Raw genomic sequence first — 17,324 nt, 5'->3', positions numbered from 1 at the left:
AGGCCGGGTCAGCGGCGTGCGCTCGGCAGCAGTTCGGCGAGCAGCGGCGCCACCTGCGCGCTCTCCAGCAGGAACCCGTCGTGGCCGTACGGCGAGGAGAGCACCCGCAGCGCGTCGGCGTCCGGCAGCAGGGCGGCCAGTTCGGCCTGCTGCCGGGGCGGGTAGAGCCGGTCGGAGTCGACCGCGGCGACCAGCGCCGGGACGGCGGCCCGGCGCAGTGCCGCGGCGGTGCCGCCCCGGCCGCGGCCGAGGTCGTGCGCGTTCATGGCCTCGTTGAGGACGACGTAGCTGCCCGCGTCGAAGCGGTGGGCGAGCTTCGCGGCGTGGTGGTCGAGGTACGACTCGACGGCGAACCGCCCGCCCCGCCAGGGGTGTTCGCCGCGCTGCGGGGTGCGGCCGAAGCGGGCGGCGAGCTCGGGCTCGCTGCGGTAGGTGATCTGGGCCAGGCGGCGGGCCAGGCCCAGGCCCCGGTGCGGTCCGCGGCCCGGGGGCAGGTGGTGGTAGTCGCCGCCGTGCCACCCCCGGTCCGCGCGGATCGCGTGCAACTGCGCGGAGGCGTGCGCGATCTGCTCGGCCGAGGCGGCCGCCGCGGTGGCCAGCACCAGCAGCGCCCCGACCCGCCGCGGGTGGGCCACCGCCCACTCCAGCGCCCGCATCCCGCCCATCGACCCGCCGACCACCAGCGCCCAGCGGTCGATCCCGAGGGCGTCGGCGAGCAGCACCTCGGCGGCGACCTGGTCGCGCTGGGTGAGGAACGGGAACCTGCTGCCCCAGGGCCGCCCGTCCGGCGCGGCCGAGGACGGCCCGGTGGAGCCCTGGCAGCCGCCGAGCACGTTCGGCGCGACCACGAACCAGCGGTCGGTGTCCATAGCCCGCCCCGGTCCGACCAGTTCCGCCCACCAGCCCGCCGTCGGGTGCCCGGGCCCGGCCGGGCCGGTGAGGTGGCTGTCGCCGGTCAGCGCGTGCAGCACCAGCACCGCGTTGGAGCCGTCCGGCCGCGGCGAGCCCCAGGTCTGGTACGCCAGCCGGGCCCCGGGCAGGGTGCCGCCCGCCTCCAGGGCGAGCGGCCCGGGCAGCGCGAACCAGCGCCGCCCGCCGACCGGGTCGCCGTCCCGCCAGGCCCCGGAGGCCGGCGGGACGGCGTGCCGAGCCGGGCCGTTCAGGACGCGCCCTTCGCCGAACGGAAACCCGCCTCCAGGTCGGCCCGCAGGTCCGTGACGCTCTCCAGCCCGACCGACAGCCGCACCAGGCCCGGCGCCGTCCCGGTCGCGGCCAACTGCTCGGCGTCCAGCTGGCTGTGCGTGGTCGAGGCCGGGTGGATCACCAGGCTGCGCACGTCCCCGATGTTGGCCAGGTGGCTGAACAGCTCCAGCCCGTCCACGAACCGCCGCCCCGCCGCGACGCCGTCGCGCAGCTCGAAGGAGAGCACCGCCCCCGCGCCGCGCGGCAGGTAGTGCTGCGCCGCGCCGTACCAGCGGCTGGAAGGCAGCCCCGGGTAGTGGACGACGGCGACCTCGTCGCGCTGCTCCAGCCAGCGGGCCAGCTCCAGGGCGTTCGCGGTGTGCCGCTCCAGCCGCAGCGACAGCGTCTCCACGCCCTGCAGCAGCAGGAACGCCGAGTGCGGGGAGAGCGCCGGGCCGAGGTCGCGCAGCAGTTGCACCCGCAGCTTGGCGGCGAACGCGCCCGGGCCGAGGGCGTCCCAGAAGCGCAGGCCGTGGTAGCTCGGGTCGGGCTCGTTGAAACCGGGGAAGCGCTCCGGGTGCGCGCCGAAGTCGAAGCCGCCGCCGTCCACGACCACGCCGCCGATGGTGGTGCCGTGCCCGCCGAGGAACTTGGTGGCCGAGTGCACCACGACGTCCGCGCCGTGCTCCAGCGGCCGCAGCAGGTACGGGGTCGGCACGGTGTTGTCGACGATCAGCGGCACCCCGGCGGCGTGCGCCACGTCCGCGACGCCGCGCACGTCCAGCACGTTGCCGCGCGGGTTGCCCAGCGACTCCGCGAACAGCGCCTTGGTGTTCGGACGGATCGCCGCCCGCCACGCGTCCAGGTCGTCCGTGTCCTCGACGAAGCCCACCTCGACGCCGAACCGCGGCAGCGTGTGCCGCAGCAGGTTGTAGGTGCCGCCGTACAGCGAGGCCGAGGAGACCAGGTGGTCGCCCGCCTGCGCCACCGTCAGCAGCGCCAGCGTCTCGGCGGCCTGCCCGGAAGCCAGCGCGACCGCCGCCACGCCGCCCTCCAGCGAGGCCAGGCGCTGCTCCAGCACGTCGGTGGTCGGGTTGTGGATGCGGGTGTAGATGTTGCCCGGCTCGGCGAGCGCGAACAGGTCCGCGGCGTGCGCGGTGTCCCGGAAGGCGAACGAGGTGGTCTGGTAGATCGGCACCGCCCGCGCCCCGGTCGCCGGGTCGGGCCGGGCACCCGCGTGGACCTGCCGGGTCTCGAACGACCAGCCGGGGACGGCCGCGGGGTTCTGCTCGGACATGCTGCTCCTGTACGGGATCACGGGCGCGACGCGGGCACGGCGGAGCCGCCGTTCGGACGCGGGAGGGCAGGGAGGGGCGCCGTCCGCGGGCCTCCACGGCCCGGGGCGCCTCGCGCACCGGCGGTGCTGCGGCGCCGCCGGACGGTCACGGCGTCAGGTAAGCACAGGCCGCGAAGGCCCCGCCAGCGGATCGCGGAAGCAGCAACGGGAGGAAACGGGGCGCAATGTTCCGTAGACCTGACGGATCATCATCTGATGATCGGAATACCGGAGTTGGGGGCGGGACGTTTCAGGCCGGGGCGGTGTCCGGGATGCCGAGCAGGGCGAGGAAGGCCGCGGTGGCGGGGGAGGGCCCGGTGCGCGGCCAGACCACCGTCTCGATCCGGGTCGGCGCGTCCGTGACCTCGACGACGGCGATGCCGGTCAGCTGCGGGACGTACGCGGCGGGCAGCATCGCCACCGCCAGGCCCGGGCCGACCAGCCGCGGGATGTAGGAGGCCTCGTCCACTTCGAAGGCCACGTCGCGCACCAGCCCGGCGGCGGCGAACGCCAGGTCGGTCTGGGCCCGCCCCGCGGTGCCCGCCGGGAGGTCGACGAAGGGCTCGGCGGCCAGCTCGCGCAGCGGCACCCGCTCCCGGGAGGCCAGCGGGTGGTCGGGGGCGACCGCGGCGACCAGGCGGCCGCGGGCCAGCTCGCGGGCCGTGACCCCCTCCGGCCGGAACGTGGTGGGCAGCCCCAGGAAGGCCACGTCCAGCGCGCCCTGGCGGACCTGCTCGACCAGGTCCTTGCTGGCGCCCACCCGCAGGCTGATCCGCACCTGCGGGTGGCGGCCGCGGAACTCGCGCAGCCCGACCGGGATGTCCACCGCGGTGACCGTCGAGATCAGCCCGACCGCCAGCCGTCCGCGCACCTCGCCGACCGCCGCCGCGACCTCGGCCGCTGCCCGCTCGGCCGCCTCCAGGCACTGCCGGGCGGCGGGCAGGAAGGCCTCCCCGGCCGCGGTCAGCCGGACCCGGCGGCTGGTGCGCTCGAACAGGCGGGCGCCCAGCTCCTGTTCGAGCCGGGCGACCTGGTGGCTGAGCGCCGACTGCACGACCAGGCAGCGCTCGGCGGCCCGGGTGAAGCTCAGCGTCTCGGCCACCGCGAGGACGTAGCGCACCTGCTGGAGTTCCATGCGATCCATCATGGAACGAGATCGATGAGCTGACAAACATGTGTTGGACTCATCGATCGGGCCGGGGCCAGACTGCTGGACATGAGAGCGAACCCCGGCACCACCCCGACCGCCAGCCCGCTCGACACCCCTGCTCCGTCCGGCGGTTCGCCCGCTCACGGGGGCGGCGGCAGGGGCGGCGGCAGCGGCGTCCTCGCCCGCACGGCGCTCACCGCGCTCGCCCCGGCGGTGTGGGGCACCACCTACGTGGTCACCACCGAACTGCTGCCCCCCGGCCACCCGATGTTCGCCGCCCTGCTGCGCGCCCTGCCCGCCGGACTGATCGCCCTGGCCCTCACCCGGACGCTGCCGCGCGGCAACTGGTGGGGCAAGGCCGCCGTGCTCGGCGTGCTGAACATCGGACTGTTCCTGCCGCTGCTGTTCACCGCCGCCGAACGCCTCCCCGGCGGCGTGGCCGCCACCCTCGGCGCCGCCCAGCCGATGGTCGTCGCCCTGCTGGCCGTTCCGGTGCTCCGCCAGCGGCTGTCCGCCCGGCGGCTCGGCTGGGGACTGGTCGGCGTGCTCGGCGTCGGACTGGTGGTGATCGGCCCGTCCGCCGCACTGGACGCCGTCGGCGTGGCCGCCGGACTGGGCGGCGCCGCCACCATGGCCCTGGGCGTCACGCTCACCAAGCGCTGGGGCCGCCCCGAGGGCGTCGGCCCGCTCGCCCTCACCGGCTGGCAGCTCACCGCGGGCGGTCTGTTCCTGCTCCCCGCCACCCTCCTGTTCGAGGGCGCGCCCCCCGCGGTCGACGGCCGGGCCGCGCTCGGCTACCTGTGGCTCGGCCTGGTCGGCGGACTGCTCACGTACGCGCTCTGGTTCCAGGGCATCGGCCGCCTCCCGGTCACCGGCGTCGCGGTGCTGGGCCTGCTGTCGCCACTGGTCGCGGCGGTGCTCGGCGCGCTGCTGCTGGACCAGACCCTCGGAGCGGTGCAACTGCTGGGCTTCGCGCTCGCGCTCGCCTCGATCGTGGCCGGTCAACTGCCCGAGCGCGGCGGGGCCGCCCGCAGCTGAAGGACCGTCAGCGGCCGTGGCCCGAGCGGGTGCCGACGGCCGGACGGGTCAGATCCGGCGGATGGTGCTGATCGTCAGGGCGTCGACCGCCATGGTGCGGACCGGGGCGCCGGGCTTCGGCGCGTGCACCACGGTGCCGTTGCCGATGTACATGCCGACGTGGTCCTGGGCGCCGTGCACGCTGTAGATCACCAGGTCGCCGGGCTGGGCGTTGTGCCAGTCGCGGCCCACGCCGCTGCCGGCGCCGGCCTGCTCCTGGGAGGTGCGCGGCAGGTGGATGCCCGCCTGCGCGTACGCGTACACCATCAGCCCGGAGCAGTCGAAGTTGTTCGGCCCGGTGGCGCCCCAGACGTACATCTTGCCGCGCTGGGCGAGCGCCACGCTCACGGCGGTCCGGGCGGCGGCGCTGCTGGCCTCCGGGAGCGAGCCGATGTCCAGCCGGTCCGAGCCGCGCGAGGCGGTGCCCTCGTTGTCCGCGAGGATCGCGGCGCGGTCGGCGGCGCTGAGCTGGTTGAGCAGCCGGCGCGACTCGGCGAGCTTGGACTGCACCTGGGTCTTGGTGTCGTTCAGCGTGCGGGTCTCGCCGTCCAGCTCGGCCAGCACCGCGGTGGCCTCCTGCTTCTGCTGGTCCAGGCGGCGCTGCTGGTCCTTGAGCGCCCTGAGGACGTCGCTCTGGGTGCTGGCCGCCTGGTCGAAGGAGGACGCCTTGGCGAGGTACTGGTCCGGGTCGGAGGAGAGCATCAGCTGCATCGACGGGTCGACGCCGCCCTGCCGGTACTCGTCGGCGGCCACCACCGCGAGCCCGGAGGCCAGCTCGGTCAGCTGCTCCTGGCCGCGGGCCACCTGGTCCTGCAACTGGCCGGCCTGCTGGCGCAACTGGTCGGCCCGCTCCTTGGCGCCGTTGTACTTCTCGGTGGCCTGCTCCATCTCCTCGGACAGCTTGTCGACCTGGGCCTTGACCTCGTCCTTGGACGGCTTGGCGGGCGCCGCGTGGGCACCGGCCTGGGCCGTCAGGGCGACCGCGGTCGCGGCGGCACCGGTGAGGACGGCCACCCGGGCGCGACTCGGCTGCTTGGGACGGCGGTGGGAGGCCATCGAGGCTCCTTCTTCGGGACGGACGCATCCGTTCAAGTGATCGACCGAGTATGCGTTTGACGCCAGACCGTAATGAAATACCGCCCCCGCGTCCACTCCCGCACCTCCGAACCCCGCCGCGGGGGAGCGCGCTGAGTGCGCGTCAGCCAGGACCGGGCCACACCCCGACGCGTCGCCGTCCACCGGCCGGTGCAGTGCCGAACAGCCCTGCCGCAGCGCTACGACGACCCCGGTCCGGGGGCGGGCCGGGGCCCGGCGCAGAATGAATACGTGTTCGAACTGACCGCGGAAGGGCAACTCCGCACCGCCGCCGACGACGACGCCCTGCTCCTCTGGGCCGCCCAGGGCCTCACCGGCGGCGCCCGCGCCTGGACCTCCGGCCGGGCCGTCGCCGTCGCCTCCCCCGCACTCTCCGGCCGCGACCGGATCGCCGTCCGCGGCCCCGTCGCGGAACTGCTGCCGCTGCTGGACGAGGTGACGGCCCTCGTCGGCCCGAGCTACCGCCCGTTCGGCGACGCCGACCTGCTCGCCGAACTCTGCGCCCGCCACGACGGACTGGAGGCGCTCGGACGCTTCGGCTGGATGCAGCGGACCGCGACCGGCCTGCCGCCGCTCGACACCGGCGGTGGGAGCGGCGCCGGGAGCGGCGGCAGGGGCGGGGGCGAGCGACCGGTGGCGCACTGGCTGGCTTCCGACGAACTGGACGAGGCCGCCGACCTGATCGACCGCCACTTCCCCACCTCGCACGCCCACCCGCACCGGCCGGGCGTCCGGGCCTGGGCGGGCGTCCGCGACGGGGCGGGACGGCTCACCGCCCTCGTCGCCGACGCCTGGCCCGCCCCGACCGTCGGCCTGCTCGCCGGAGTCGTCAGCGACCCCGTGCACGGGCGCGGACGCGGGCACGCGGAGGCGGCCTGCCGGCTGGCGCTTGCCGGGATCCTCGAGCGTTCCCCGCGCGCGGCGCTGATGGTGGACGCCTGGAACGAACCCGCGATCGGGCTCTACCGGCGGCTCGGCCTCGACCACCGGCAGCTGGCCGCGGCCGCACAGCGCAGGGCGGACGGGGCGGACGAGGCGGATGGGGCGGACAGGGCGGACGGGGCAGTGCGGAACCGCTGACCGGATGGCGGCTGGCGGCTGGCAGCGGGCGGTGGGTCGGTGGTGCTGAGGTGACGGGCGGGCGGTGCAGCGAGGTGCGGCGGTGCGGTGGCCGGGATCGTCACCGGCGGTCGCTAGCGTGTTCGCATGACCGATGCCGAGCGCGATCTGCGCCGTCTGATGCCCGGCGGCGATCCGAGTGCCGTGGCCGATCTGCTGCCGACCGGACGACTGGTCAGCACCCGGGAGGACGAGGAGGGCGCGGCCCCCGTCCTCTGGCTGAGCGACGGGCCCGCGCCGCTCGGGCTGTGGGAGGAGCTCCACCGCGCGCACCCGCGCAGCGGGCTGTGGCCGCTGCTGCTCGCGCCGCTGCGGGCGGGGGACGAGGAGTTCCGGCCCTGGGGGACGGGTGAGCTCAGCAGGCTCCACGCGGGCGAGCCCGACTGGTACGACCCGGCCGCGGTGCTGCGCACCGGGTGGGAGTACTCCACGAGCGTGGAGACCGACGGGGAGGTGCTCGACCCGGAGGAGGTGTCCGAACTCGGCCGGTCCGTCGCGCCGTTCCTGGACGGCTGGCCCGGCATCGCGCCCGCCACCACCACCGTCACCGGTGCCGCCGGACCGGCCGGGGATCCGGACGGGGCGGCCCGGGCGCTCGCGCGGGAACTGCTCGCGGGCGACGGGCAGTTGCGGATCGGCCTGGTCGCGGCGGGCAGCGGGGCCGAGGCGCTGACCGTCTGCGGGTGGTCCGGTCCGGAGAACCACGAGGCGGACATCGCCAAGGTGTCCGCCGTCCTGCTGGACTGGGAGCGTCGCTACGGCGCCCGGTTGGTGCAGGTCGGCTTCGCGGAGTTGGAGCTGAGCGTGGCCGCCCCGCCGGGCGACGGGCGGGCCGCGCTCCGGGTCGCCGCCGAGCACTTCGCGCTCTGCCCCGACAACGTGTTCCAGGGCACGCGCACGGGCACGCTCGCCGAGTACGCGCCCCGGCTGGTCGGGGCGGCGCGGTGGTCCTTCTGGTGGGACTGACCGGCCCCCGCGGCCGGGCGGTTCCCGGGGCTGCCGCGGTGGGAGGCCGAGGGGGCGTCAACTCCGGTTGACCGCGGCCCGCTCGGGCGAGTGAAGAATCGCACAAAGATTCGCTCTGGCGGGTGGTTTGGCTTCCGTACGACGCGGTTCCCGCTCTCGCGGCTCCTAGGGTTGCCGACGAGACGGGGAACGAAGCAGTACGGATCGGGCCGAACTGCCCAGTGGGGATCGAACCATGACGGAAACGACCGGGACGCACACCGGAGCCACCGGCGCTGTCGGTACCACCGGAGGGGCGGTGCGGGCCGGAGCCGGTTCGGCGCTGCGCCGCACCCTGGGCGAGCGGCGGATCGCGCTGGTCGCCTGGCGACTGCTGGTCCTGCAGAACGCGCACCCGGCGGTCGCCGCCGGAGTCAGCCAGCTCTCCACCTACCGCAACCATCCGTGGCGACGGATCGAACACACCATGGACAGCGGCCGCCGCCTGTTCTTCTCCGACCGGGAGGCGCTGCACCGGGAGATCCAACGACTCGAACGGAGCCACCGCCGGATCGCCGGGACGGACGACCAGGGCCGTTCCTACACCGCCCTCGACCCGACCGTCCGGGTCTGGGTGCTGGTGACCCTGTACGAAGCGATGACTGCTCTCCGCGCCCTCTCCGGCCGCCCACTGCGGCCGACCCAACTCGACCGGCTCTACCGGGAGTTCCGCGAGGTCTGCACCGCCTTCGAACTCCCCGACGAGCTGTTCCCGCCCACCGCCGCCGACGTGCCCGGATACATCCGCGCCACCATCCGGGACACCCTGGAGCTCACCGAGGCCGCCCAGGACATGCTGTACACCGTCCTGACCCGGGCCCCGGCCCCGCGCCGCCTCGGCCGACTGCGCCCCGCCTGGCCGCTGCTGCGCCGACTCGTGGCCCGGTTCCTCACCACGCTCACCCTGGCCGACCTGCCGGCGGAGTTCCGCGCCAAGTTCGGCCTGCCGCGCAGCCGGAGCGCGGCCGCGCTCTCCTGGGTCGTCCACCACGGGGCCCGGGCGGTGGCGGTGCAACTGCCCGACCGGCTGCGCTACCGCACACCGCCGAGCGGCGGCCGGGCCCGACCACGGCAGGCCGAGGCGCCGCGCCAGGCACGGGCGCCACGACCACGCCGGGACAACCGGCCGGGGCGGATCGCCGCGTTCTACCGCCAGGTGATGGACCAGACCGGGGACGGCCGGCTGACCTCCGCCGACTTCGCGGCGATGGCGCACAACGTCTGCTGGCCGCTGGAGCTCGACCAGGCGGGCGAGTCCGCCGTGTACGCCGCCTTCGACAGTTGGTGGCACCAGCTGTCGGCCACCACGGGCACCAACGGCGACGGGGGGATCTCCTGCGAGGAGTTCGTCACCGCGATGCTCGCGGGCATCGACCGCGACCCGGACTACCTCGACCAGGGCCTGCACACAGCCGTCCGCGCCATGTTCCGCGCCGCCGACCTCGACCACAGCGGGCTGCTGGACGCCGAGGAGTACCGCACCCTGTTCGGCGGATCCCGGGTCCACCCCGCCGAACTGACCCACGGCTTCCGCCAACTGGACACCGACGGGGACGGACAGATCACCGAGGAGGAGTTCGTGAGGGGATTCACCGAGTTCTTCACCGCCAGGACGGAGAGCGTCGCCGGTACGCAACTGCTCGGCCGACCATGACGACGTGACCCCGGGCTCCCGGGCCGCTGCTCCGCGGGGGGAACGCCCCGGGCGTTCAGCTCCTTGACAACTCGACAGTGCAGACGGGCAGGCCGCGCGGCCGGAGGACGCGGTGCGGGCCGCCTCCCCGGGAGGGGGAGGCGGCCCCGGACGGGGTGGGTCGTGCGCCGTCAGTGGGTGGGGGTGGTGGGGGCGGGAGCGGAGGAGGGCGCGGCCCGGGAGGGCGGTGGCGGCCGGGCAGAGCGGGGCTGCTCCGGCGGCGGAGTGGGAGGGCCGTACCGAGGAGGACGTGGGGAGAGGCGGAGGTGAGGGCGCGGATGAGTGGGGCGAGGGTGGTCCAGGCAATGGCGGCGCCGGTGGCCAGACCGATGGCGGCGGTCAGCAGGGCCTCCCAGCGGAGCATCGTGCGGACCTGGCGGTGGGTGGTGCCGGCGAGCCGCAGCAGGGCGATCTCGCGGCGGCGGTCCAGCACCGTCATCACCAGGGTGTCGGCGGCGGTCAGCGCCGCGAAACCGGCCAGTACGGCGGCCATCACGTCGTTGGCCCAGCCGCTCAGCTCGCGCTGCCGGTCGGCCTGCGCCGCGTAGCCCTGGCGGTCCGTCACCGACAGCTCGCCGGGGGCGAGTGCGGAGAGGGCCTCGGCGGTGGCGGCCCGGTCCGCGCCGGAGTCCTCCGCGACCAGGAGCCGGGCCGGGTAGGGGGAAGTGCTGTGCGCGGCGACGGTGGCACCGGGGAGGAGCGCCTCGCCGAGGCCGAGGCCCCGGCTGTAGATGGCCACCACCGTCGGCGCCGCCGAGCGCGTGCACCGTGTCCGCGCCGCGCCCGTAACTGCGGCGCACCGCGCGGAGTTCCACGGCGGGCACCCCGATCGGGGGCGGGGCGGCGTACGAGGTGGGCCGGCCGGAGGCGGAACGGCGGAGGCGGGGCGACACGGTGGAGCCTTCCTCGGAGACGGCGCCCCGGCGGTCTCACTCCAGCGGCACCGTCAACGCTAGGAAACTCGCAGGTCACCCACCATGGAGGCGACCGGTGGCTTCATGGTGGGCTATCCCCACCCCCCACCGGGCGGCGAACTCCCGCTCGGAGCGCCCACCTCCCGCCCGGGGACGGCCGGCTCCGACCGGGCCCCGGTCAGACCGGCTTCGCGACGGGCTGCGGGAGCTGGTTGGTGGCCGCCAGCACCTCACCGTGCAGCCGTGTGCCCAGGGTGCGGCGCAGTTCGGCGACCTCGGGGTCGGCGATCGACACCGTGAGGGTGTAGGGGGCGGGCCCGTTGATGGTGTGGTTGGCGTCGGTCGACGGGGACAGGCCCGCGGCCACCGCCTGCTCGTCGACACCCGGGCAGAGGGCGGCGGTCGGCAGCACCACGTGGGCGGACGTGCCGTTCCCGGTGACCAGCCAGCCCTGCCCGTCGGGGGTGTGCACGGCGCCCTCCACCGTGCTGGGCAGCCCGTACGCGGCGGCCACCACGCCGTTCGGCCCCTCGATCTCGACCGCGACGCCCCCGCTCCCCAGCGGGGCGGAGAGCGCCAGCGGGGCGCCGGAGCCGAGCTCCAGGTCGAACAGGAACTCGCCGGGCTCGTCGGCCCCCGACCGCTGGTAGCCGTAGGAGGCGAAGCGCAGCCAGGGGCCGGTGGACTCCTCGGCGGGGAGCGAGTCGGCCGTGGCCGCGAAACGGTGGTAGCCCTGCTGCCCGCACTTGCTCCCGGCGAACGTGCCGCCGCCCGGGAGCGCCCGGTCGCCGGTGGGGCGGGGGCTGCCCGGCTGGGCGCCCGGGGCCGCGATCTGCGGGGTGTGCGCCCGGTTCGGGCCGAACAGCAGCCCGCCCACCACCAGCAGGACGATCAGCGCACCGAGCACGGCCGTCCAGCGCTCGCCCCGGCTGAGCGTGCGGAACCGGGGGCCCGGCCGGGTGCCACCCGGCCGACGGCGCAGTCCGCCGAAGCGGGGGAACCGCTCGGAGCGCGCGGCCGAACGGCCCCGGCGGGAGCGGCCCGGTCCGTCCGGGGACCAGCGGCGGCCGCCCGGGTCGACCGGGGGTTCGCGGCGCCAGCGCTCGGCGAGCATCCGGGCCCGGGCGGACGGCTCGTTCACGGTGGCGGAGCGGACGAAGTCCTCGTCCAGGACCAGTCCTTCGAAGGGGTCCGGGGGTTCGAGGGCATCGGGCTGGGGGCGCTCGGGCATTGCGCCAGTATGCCCGCCGGGAGTGTCGTCGCGGGGCTATGTTCTGGATCACGGACACGGAGACCCGGGAAGGCCCCGGTGGGCCCGCCGTCCGGGAAGGACGACCGTTGTGCCGCAGATCCTGATCGACCACTCGCCGGGCCTGGACTTCGACGTGCTGGGCTTCGCCAAGGAGGTGCACCAGCTGGTCCCCGAGGTCATCGGGGCAAGGACGGACGACTGCAAGACGCTGGTGCGCCCGGCCGCGCAGCACCTGGTCGGTGACGGGGCCACGACGGACGCCGTGGTGTTCGTGGAGATCAAGATCCTGGCCGGTCGCAGCGCCGAGGCCAGGAGCACGCTGACCGCCCGGGTGACCGAGTTGCTGCGTGGGTACGTCCGGGTACCGGCCGAGTTCTGCGTGGAGGTCACCGAACTCGACCGGGAGACCTACGTGTTCGTCCACCATTCCGGACGGTGAGGGCGGGCGCTGCGCGGCGGGCCCGCCGTCGGCGCACCGGTTCGGTGGTTCAGCCGGTTCAGCTGGTTCAGCCGGTTCAGCTGGGGTGAACTGTTCGGGAGAATCGTTTCAGCTCAGCTCGGCCCGGCTCCCGCCGGACGGTGGTGGCAGGAGCCGGGACGGGCCCTGTCGGCGGGTGTCACAGCCCGGGGGTGGACTCGTCGAAGAGCAGGCAGCGGGCCCGGTTGTCCAGGTTGACGGTGCGTCCGGAGATCACCTGGCGCCCCTGTTCGTCCACCTCCCGCGCGGTGTGGTGGATGCCCTTGGCCTTGCCCAGGTCGGGAACGCGGGCGGTGCGCTCCGGGTAGCCGCTGTTCGGGAGGAAGATCAGGTACTCCCAGTCGCGGGCCGGATTGTGGACCGTGGAGCAGGTGTTCGGGGAGAGCCGGATGGTGACGAAGTCCTTGTCGTTGGCCACGGCGGAGCGCCCGAAGCCGAGCACGCCCGAACGGGTCAGGTCCAGTCGCGGGGTGCTGGTGCCGCGCTTCTCCTGCTGGAACACCCAGATCCGGCCGCTCTCCTGTTCGTTGTAGTTCTCGTGCTCGTAGAGGCAGAACGCGTCGCCCGGGCAGGACGCGACACCGTGCCCGTGCACCAGGTGGGCGCCGGAGTGCTGGACGGTGGCCGCACCCGCCGGGCCCGCGGCGGCGGCCAGCAGGAGCAGTCCGACCGAGGCGCAAGTGATCATCTTTTCCATGCCCCGCCCAACGAGACCCGGGCAGGCCGGGTACGCGGGCGCCCGCCTTTCATGACGGACCGTCACTCGGGCGGCGGCTTTCTGTACTTAGCGTGACTATTTGGTGTTGAAGCGTCGCCTTCGGGTCGTGGATTTCACCCGATGAACAGGTGAGCGAGCAGTTTGACCGGTGGCGGGGGCAGGGTCGGGACGGCCCGGGACGGTGGCAGACCGGGTCAGGGCTTGCGGAGTAGGAGTTGCACGCCCACCGGGGTGAACTCCCCTGCAGCAGGAGGTCGCTGACGTACAGCAACCCGCCCGGTGCGAGCAGGCGGAGCAGTTCCGCCGTCACCCGGCCGTACCCGCAGCCGTAGTCCAGCGCCCGGGCGTTCCGGTCGAGCTCCGCGAGTCAGGGCAGGTGCAGCGGGTGCGCGAAGGTCTTCCGGGAACCGATGCCGTCCCAGTGGGCGAGTCGGGGATCGGACGGGGAGAGGGGATCGGTCATGCTCCGGCAGCGTACGGTCCGGTGCCGGGCGGGGCGGGGAAAACGGCGTGCGGGGCGAACGGTCGGCTGAGGACACTTGCCGGATGCTGCTGACCTGGATCGCCGAAGTGGCGGACGAGCCGCTCGTCCTCGAGCCCGACCGTCCGCCGGAGGAGTGGGAGACCAACACCTGGTGGCTCGGTCCGGACGACGGGCCCGCACCGTCGGTCGCCGAGGTGGTCGCGGCGTTCCGGGGCACCGCGGACGGGATCCGGCGGCGGATCGTGGACATGCCCTACGACGGGCCCGCCACCTTCTACGTCTGGCGCGACGAGCAGGCCCGTCAACTGCATTGCTCCACCGGCTCGGTGGGCCCGGAGCAGTTGCCCTTCGGCGGCCCGTACTACCCGACGGAGGAACTGGAGCCGATCGTCGAGAGCTACCTGACCGACCAGTACCCGGGTCTCGTGCGCCGGGAGGAGGGGGAGGAGGTCGACGACGAGGCCGGGGGGAGCGGAGCGGAGGTGAGGCGGTTCCCGGTGTGGGTCGCTCGGGTCGGAGCGTAGTCGGAGCGGGGCCGGGGCGGGCTTGCTTGTGCCGCTGGTCGGGGCGTGTCTATGTTGGGCGGGAGTTCGACCGTTCGGCAGGATGCAAGAAGAGGTGCAGCGGCGCGATGTGTGGCCCCCGCCCGGCAGAGTGGTACGGGAGCGGAAGCGGTTCGACCGGCGCTCCGCGGGTGAAGGAGGCGTGAGGTGACCGGTACCCCCGACGCCATCGGCGCCCTGCTCGGATCAGGACCCCGGCGGCCCGTCCCGCTGCCCGAACCCGCCGAACGCGAACGCCTGCGCGTGCAGTACGGACTGGGGAAGACCGAGACCGCGCAGGCCCTCGGCATCAGCACCAGCACCCTCACCGCCTGGGAACAGGGCCGCCGCGACCCGCAGGGCGAGGGGCGCGCCGCGTACGCGCGCCTGTTGGAGGGCATCGCCGCGCAGCTCGGGGAGGAAGGCGTTCCCCCGGCGCCGGAGCCGGAGTCGGAGCCGGAACCGGAGGTCGCAGCAGAGCCGGAACCGGAAGCGGAGTTGGAGGTCGTAGCAGAGCCGGAGCCTGAGTCGGCGTCCGAGCCGGGGCTGCTGTCGGGGGTGATGCTCGATCAGCATCCGGACGGTTCGCTGGTGATGGCGGTGGCCGCGCCGTGCGTGCAGTGCGGGCAGCCGTCGGTCTACCGCGCGCAGGGCAGGCCGATGCACCTGGGGGGCTTCTGCCGTCCGGCCGTGCCCGTCGCTGGGCCCGGGCCCGTCGCCGGGTCCGGGCCCGCGCCCGCGTCCGTCGCCGCGCCGGTGGCGAAGGCCCGGGGCGGGAAGGTGCGCAGGGCAGCCGTGGCGGAGGAGGACTGGGAGCAGGCGGCCGCGGCGCGTTTCCCGGGCGGGCCGTTGGCCGTGGTGGACGTGGCGGCGGACGGGCGCGGGCTGGTGGCGTACGGCGCGGACGGGGCGGAGTCGGCCGGGGAGGCGCCGTCCGGGCCGGGGGTGGCCGGGCTGCTGGAGTGGGCGCTGCGGGCGCGTCTCGGATCGGCGCGGCTGCACCGGTACGGCAAGGACGGCGACCCGCTGGTGGTGCTGACCGGGGCCGCTGCCACCGAGCTCGGCCTGCCGCCCGCCGGGCGCGACGAGAAGACCCAGTACGTGGCCCGGCTCGGTCGGCTGGCCGACACCCACCGGCAGGTCAAGTCGCTGGCGAAGGACGGCTGGCAGCTGACCCGGCGCGGTTTCGGCCCCTGGGCCCGGATCTACCGCGAGCCCGAGGCGGGCCGTCGGCAGTGCGTGCAGCTGTGCGTGCTGCCGTGGGGCGCGCTGGACGGCGGCGGCTGGAAGGTCCCGGAGGGCCTCGCCGCGCCCGAACTCGCCCGCCTGCTCGGCACGTACGCCACCCGGGTGCACACCCCGCGCGGCTCCACCGCGGTCTCCGGGCTGGAGCTGGTCACCGCGCTGCGCCCGCCGACCCGGCCGGTCCGCACCGGCAGCGGCTGGACGTCGGGGCCGGTGGAGGGCTCCCGGGCCCGGGCGTTCGACGCCGCGCCGCCCGAGGTGCCCGACGAGCACCCGCTGGCCGCCGAGCGCGAGGACGACGCCGTCCTGGTCACCGAGGCCTGGGACTGGCACCGCCCGCTCACCGACCGGGAGCGGGCCGCGCCGTTCGCCGTCGGGCTCGACGTCAACATGGCCTTCCTCGCCGCCGCCGGGCGCCTCAACCTGCCGCTCTCCGGGCCCGTCCACGAGCTGGAGCCGGTCTTCGACAAGAAGGTCCCGGGGAGCTGGCGCGCCGACCTCAGCGGCCTGGCCCTCGACCCGCTGCTGCCCAACCCGTTCACCCCCGACGGCAGCGCCCCCACCGGCCCCGCCTGGTACAGCACCGCCAAACTCGCGTACGCCGTCGAGCTCGGCGCGGACGTCCGCCCCAGCGAGGGCTGGCTGCGCCACGAGTCCGGCCCGTACCTCGACCCGTGGCACAAGCGGCTGCGGCAGGCGTACGTCGACACCATGGCCGCGCTCGGCGTCCCGCTCGACCTCGCCGACCACGACCCGGAGGCCTTCCTGGCGGCGATGGCCGCGCTCGGCGAGGGAGACCCGGCGGAACTGGCCGTGCTCGGTGCGATCAAGCAGACCGCCAAGGGCACCATCGGCAAGTTCCGGGAGCGCCCGCGCGGCTTCGGCTACCGCCCCGGCCAGCGCTGGGCCGCGCTCGACCGCCCGACCTGGGACCCGCTGGTGCGCGCCCTGGTCGTCGACACCGCCACCGTCAACCTGCACCGCAAACTCACCCGGCTGCACGCCGAACTCGGCACCCCGCCGCTCGCCGTGCTCTCCGACTGCGCGGTCTTCGCCGCTCCCGGGCCCTCGGCGCCGGACGTGCTGCGCCGCCCCGACGGCAGCCTCAGCACCGCGCTGCGGCTCGGCGTCTCGCCCGGGCACGTCAAGTTCGAGGGCAGCCGGCCGCTCGCCGAGATCCGCGAACTGCTCGCCGACGGGGCCAACCCGGCCCGCCACATCAAGACCGGCGGCCTGGTCTCCGCCGACGAGTGAACCGTCCCGGGTGAGGGAACCGTTCCGGGCGGGCCAGCCGTTCCGGGTGGGTCGGCCGCTCGGGCGGGCCAACCGTTCCGGGCGGATCGGCCGCTCGGGCGGGTCAGCCGTTCCAGCACAGCAGCGAGGAAGTGACGCCCCGTGGGGGAGATCGACGAAGGACTCGAACGGGTCGAGCGGACCCGGCCGATCCCGCAGGGCGTGCCCGCCCGGGTCAGGTACCTGGTCAAGCGGGCCAAGGGGTCGACCCGGGCCGTCGCCGCCGAGCTCGGCGTCTCCCAGCGCACCGTGCAGCGCTGGCTCAAGGGCGCCATCGCCCCCAAGCCGGACGCCGCCCGCCGGATCGAGGAACGCGTCCGCGCCACCTGGCAGCCAGGGGTCCGCCGCCGGGTCCGCCGCCGCGCCGAGGAGCAGGGCTTCATGCTGCACATCCAGGCCCGCTTCGGCTACACCGCCGCCGGGGGCTCCACCGACGACCCGCGCGAACGCCTGATCACCCAGCACCTGCCCGGCACCGTCGCCCGCGAGCTCTACGCGGCCCGCGACGCCGGGGCCGGCGAGGCCGAGCAGCAGCGCATCCTGGCCGACGCCCTCCAGGACCACTACTTCAAGGACCGCGGCCGCCGTGCCGAGGGCCTCACCACCGAGATCAACGACCTCGGCTGGCTGGAACTGGAGGTCTGGCTCTGTCCCGTAATCGGTGGTAGCGCTCTGTGGTGGTCACTGGAGGAGGATGCGGTGGCGGAGCAGAGGGAACCTGGCTCGGCCGTGCATTTGCCT

Annotated in this window: 15 protein-coding genes; 8 read left to right on the top strand and 7 right to left on the bottom strand. The window is 75.0% G+C overall.

Annotated features, from left to right (window positions below):
* Nucleotides 1–8: 8 nt before the first annotated feature.
* From metX to OO57_RS32595, 3 genes are all read right to left on the bottom strand, one after another.
* Nucleotides 9–1,163 (bottom strand): homoserine O-acetyltransferase MetX, encoded by a 1,155-nt coding sequence (gene metX, locus OO57_RS32605; protein ID WP_081974125.1) that lies wholly within the window; start codon nucleotides 1,161–1,163, stop codon nucleotides 9–11.
* The gene (locus tag OO57_RS32600; protein ID WP_033256357.1) at nucleotides 1,160–2,479 is read right to left on the bottom strand and encodes a bifunctional o-acetylhomoserine/o-acetylserine sulfhydrylase; all 1,320 of its coding nucleotides are present in this window, start codon (nucleotides 2,477–2,479) and stop codon (nucleotides 1,160–1,162) included. The genes metX and OO57_RS32600 overlap by 4 nt, the downstream gene beginning before the upstream one ends.
* 289 nt (nucleotides 2,480–2,768) lie before the next feature.
* Nucleotides 2,769–3,653 (bottom strand): LysR family transcriptional regulator, encoded by an 885-nt coding sequence (locus OO57_RS32595; protein WP_033256356.1) that lies wholly within the window; start codon nucleotides 3,651–3,653, stop codon nucleotides 2,769–2,771.
* Nucleotides 3,654–3,734: 81 nt separating this feature from the next.
* Here OO57_RS32595 and OO57_RS32590 point away from each other — a divergent pair, with 81 nt between their 5' ends.
* Nucleotides 3,735–4,706 (top strand): EamA family transporter, encoded by a 972-nt coding sequence (locus tag OO57_RS32590; RefSeq protein WP_033256355.1) that lies wholly within the window; start codon nucleotides 3,735–3,737, stop codon nucleotides 4,704–4,706.
* Between the two features lie 48 nt (nucleotides 4,707–4,754).
* Here OO57_RS32590 and OO57_RS32585 read toward each other — a convergent pair whose 3' ends face one another.
* Entirely contained in the window at nucleotides 4,755–5,801 is a 1,047-nt protein-coding gene (locus OO57_RS32585; RefSeq protein WP_033256354.1) for a C40 family peptidase, read from the bottom strand.
* 270 nt (nucleotides 5,802–6,071) lie between these two features.
* Here OO57_RS32585 and OO57_RS32580 point away from each other — a divergent pair, with 270 nt between their 5' ends.
* The 3 genes from OO57_RS32580 to OO57_RS32570 all read left to right on the top strand — a co-directional run bounded on the left by OO57_RS32580 (nucleotide 6,072) and on the right by OO57_RS32570 (nucleotide 9,618).
* Nucleotides 6,072–6,920: a GNAT family N-acetyltransferase gene (locus tag OO57_RS32580; protein ID WP_051778541.1), complete on the top strand. Its 849-nt coding sequence runs from the start codon at nucleotides 6,072–6,074 to the stop codon at nucleotides 6,918–6,920.
* Nucleotides 6,921–7,046: 126 nt separating this feature from the next.
* Entirely contained in the window at nucleotides 7,047–7,925 is an 879-nt protein-coding gene (locus tag OO57_RS32575; RefSeq protein WP_051778540.1) for a DUF4253 domain-containing protein, read from the top strand.
* 235 nt (nucleotides 7,926–8,160) lie between these two features.
* Nucleotides 8,161–9,618: an oxygenase MpaB family protein gene (locus OO57_RS32570; RefSeq protein ID WP_081974124.1), complete on the top strand. Its 1,458-nt coding sequence runs from the start codon at nucleotides 8,161–8,163 to the stop codon at nucleotides 9,616–9,618.
* 55 nt (nucleotides 9,619–9,673) lie between these two features.
* Here the strand turns inward: OO57_RS32570 and OO57_RS47050 are convergent, their stop codons facing one another.
* Both OO57_RS47050 and OO57_RS43110 read right to left on the bottom strand, forming a co-directional pair.
* Nucleotides 9,674–10,396, bottom strand: coding sequence for an ABC transporter permease (locus OO57_RS47050; protein WP_051778539.1), 723 nt, complete (start codon nucleotides 10,394–10,396; stop codon nucleotides 9,674–9,676).
* A 353-nt stretch (nucleotides 10,397–10,749) separates the two neighbouring features.
* Nucleotides 10,750–11,802, bottom strand: coding sequence for a hypothetical protein (locus tag OO57_RS43110; protein ID WP_063737687.1), 1,053 nt, complete (start codon nucleotides 11,800–11,802; stop codon nucleotides 10,750–10,752).
* Between the two features lie 109 nt (nucleotides 11,803–11,911).
* Here OO57_RS43110 and OO57_RS32550 point away from each other — a divergent pair, with 109 nt between their 5' ends.
* On the top strand, nucleotides 11,912–12,262 hold the full coding sequence (locus OO57_RS32550) for a 5-carboxymethyl-2-hydroxymuconate Delta-isomerase (protein WP_033256352.1): 351 nt from the start codon (nucleotides 11,912–11,914) through the stop codon (nucleotides 12,260–12,262).
* 178 nt (nucleotides 12,263–12,440) lie between these two features.
* Here OO57_RS32550 and OO57_RS32545 read toward each other — a convergent pair whose 3' ends face one another.
* Nucleotides 12,441–12,989 (bottom strand): hypothetical protein, encoded by a 549-nt coding sequence (locus OO57_RS32545; protein ID WP_033256351.1) that lies wholly within the window; start codon nucleotides 12,987–12,989, stop codon nucleotides 12,441–12,443.
* Nucleotides 12,990–13,565: 576 nt separating this feature from the next.
* On the opposite strand from OO57_RS32545, the gene OO57_RS32540 reads away from it, so the two are divergent.
* The 3 genes from OO57_RS32540 to tpg form a co-directional block, all read left to right on the top strand.
* Nucleotides 13,566–14,027, top strand: coding sequence for a hypothetical protein (locus OO57_RS32540; RefSeq protein WP_033256350.1), 462 nt, complete (start codon nucleotides 13,566–13,568; stop codon nucleotides 14,025–14,027).
* 186 nt (nucleotides 14,028–14,213) lie between these two features.
* The gene (gene tap / locus OO57_RS32535) at nucleotides 14,214–16,544 is read left to right on the top strand and encodes a telomere-associated protein Tap (RefSeq protein WP_063737686.1); all 2,331 of its coding nucleotides are present in this window, start codon (nucleotides 14,214–14,216) and stop codon (nucleotides 16,542–16,544) included.
* Between the two features lie 141 nt (nucleotides 16,545–16,685).
* A partial coding sequence (tpg, locus tag OO57_RS32530; protein ID WP_063737685.1) for a telomere-protecting terminal protein Tpg occupies nucleotides 16,686–17,324 on the top strand: 639 nt, incomplete at its 3' end.

It is taken from the genome of Kitasatospora phosalacinea, from assembly GCF_000717185.1.
Lineage (GTDB): Bacteria > Actinomycetota > Actinomycetes > Streptomycetales > Streptomycetaceae > Kitasatospora > Kitasatospora phosalacinea_A.
The sequence above is the reverse complement of the archived record's forward strand: the minus strand, read 5'-3'. Positions and strand labels throughout refer to the sequence as shown.

Coding starts and splice junctions, on each gene's coding strand:
- OO57_RS32600 (WP_033256357.1), bottom strand. CDS start 2,479: ATGTCCGAGCAGAACCCCGCGGCCGTCCCCGGCTGGTCGTTCGAGACC.
- OO57_RS32590 (WP_033256355.1), top strand. CDS start 3,735: ATGAGAGCGAACCCCGGCACCACCCCGACCGCCAGCCCGCTCGACACC.
- OO57_RS32595 (WP_033256356.1), bottom strand. CDS start 3,653: ATGGAACTCCAGCAGGTGCGCTACGTCCTCGCGGTGGCCGAGACGCTG.
- OO57_RS43110 (WP_063737687.1), bottom strand. CDS start 11,802: ATGCCCGAGCGCCCCCAGCCCGATGCCCTCGAACCCCCGGACCCCTTC.
- OO57_RS32540 (WP_033256350.1), top strand. CDS start 13,566: ATGCTGCTGACCTGGATCGCCGAAGTGGCGGACGAGCCGCTCGTCCTC.
- OO57_RS32575 (WP_051778540.1), top strand. CDS start 7,047: ATGACCGATGCCGAGCGCGATCTGCGCCGTCTGATGCCCGGCGGCGAT.
- OO57_RS32585 (WP_033256354.1), bottom strand. CDS start 5,801: ATGGCCTCCCACCGCCGTCCCAAGCAGCCGAGTCGCGCCCGGGTGGCC.
- OO57_RS32570 (WP_081974124.1), top strand. CDS start 8,161: ATGACGGAAACGACCGGGACGCACACCGGAGCCACCGGCGCTGTCGGT.
- OO57_RS32545 (WP_033256351.1), bottom strand. CDS start 12,989: ATGATCACTTGCGCCTCGGTCGGACTGCTCCTGCTGGCCGCCGCCGCG.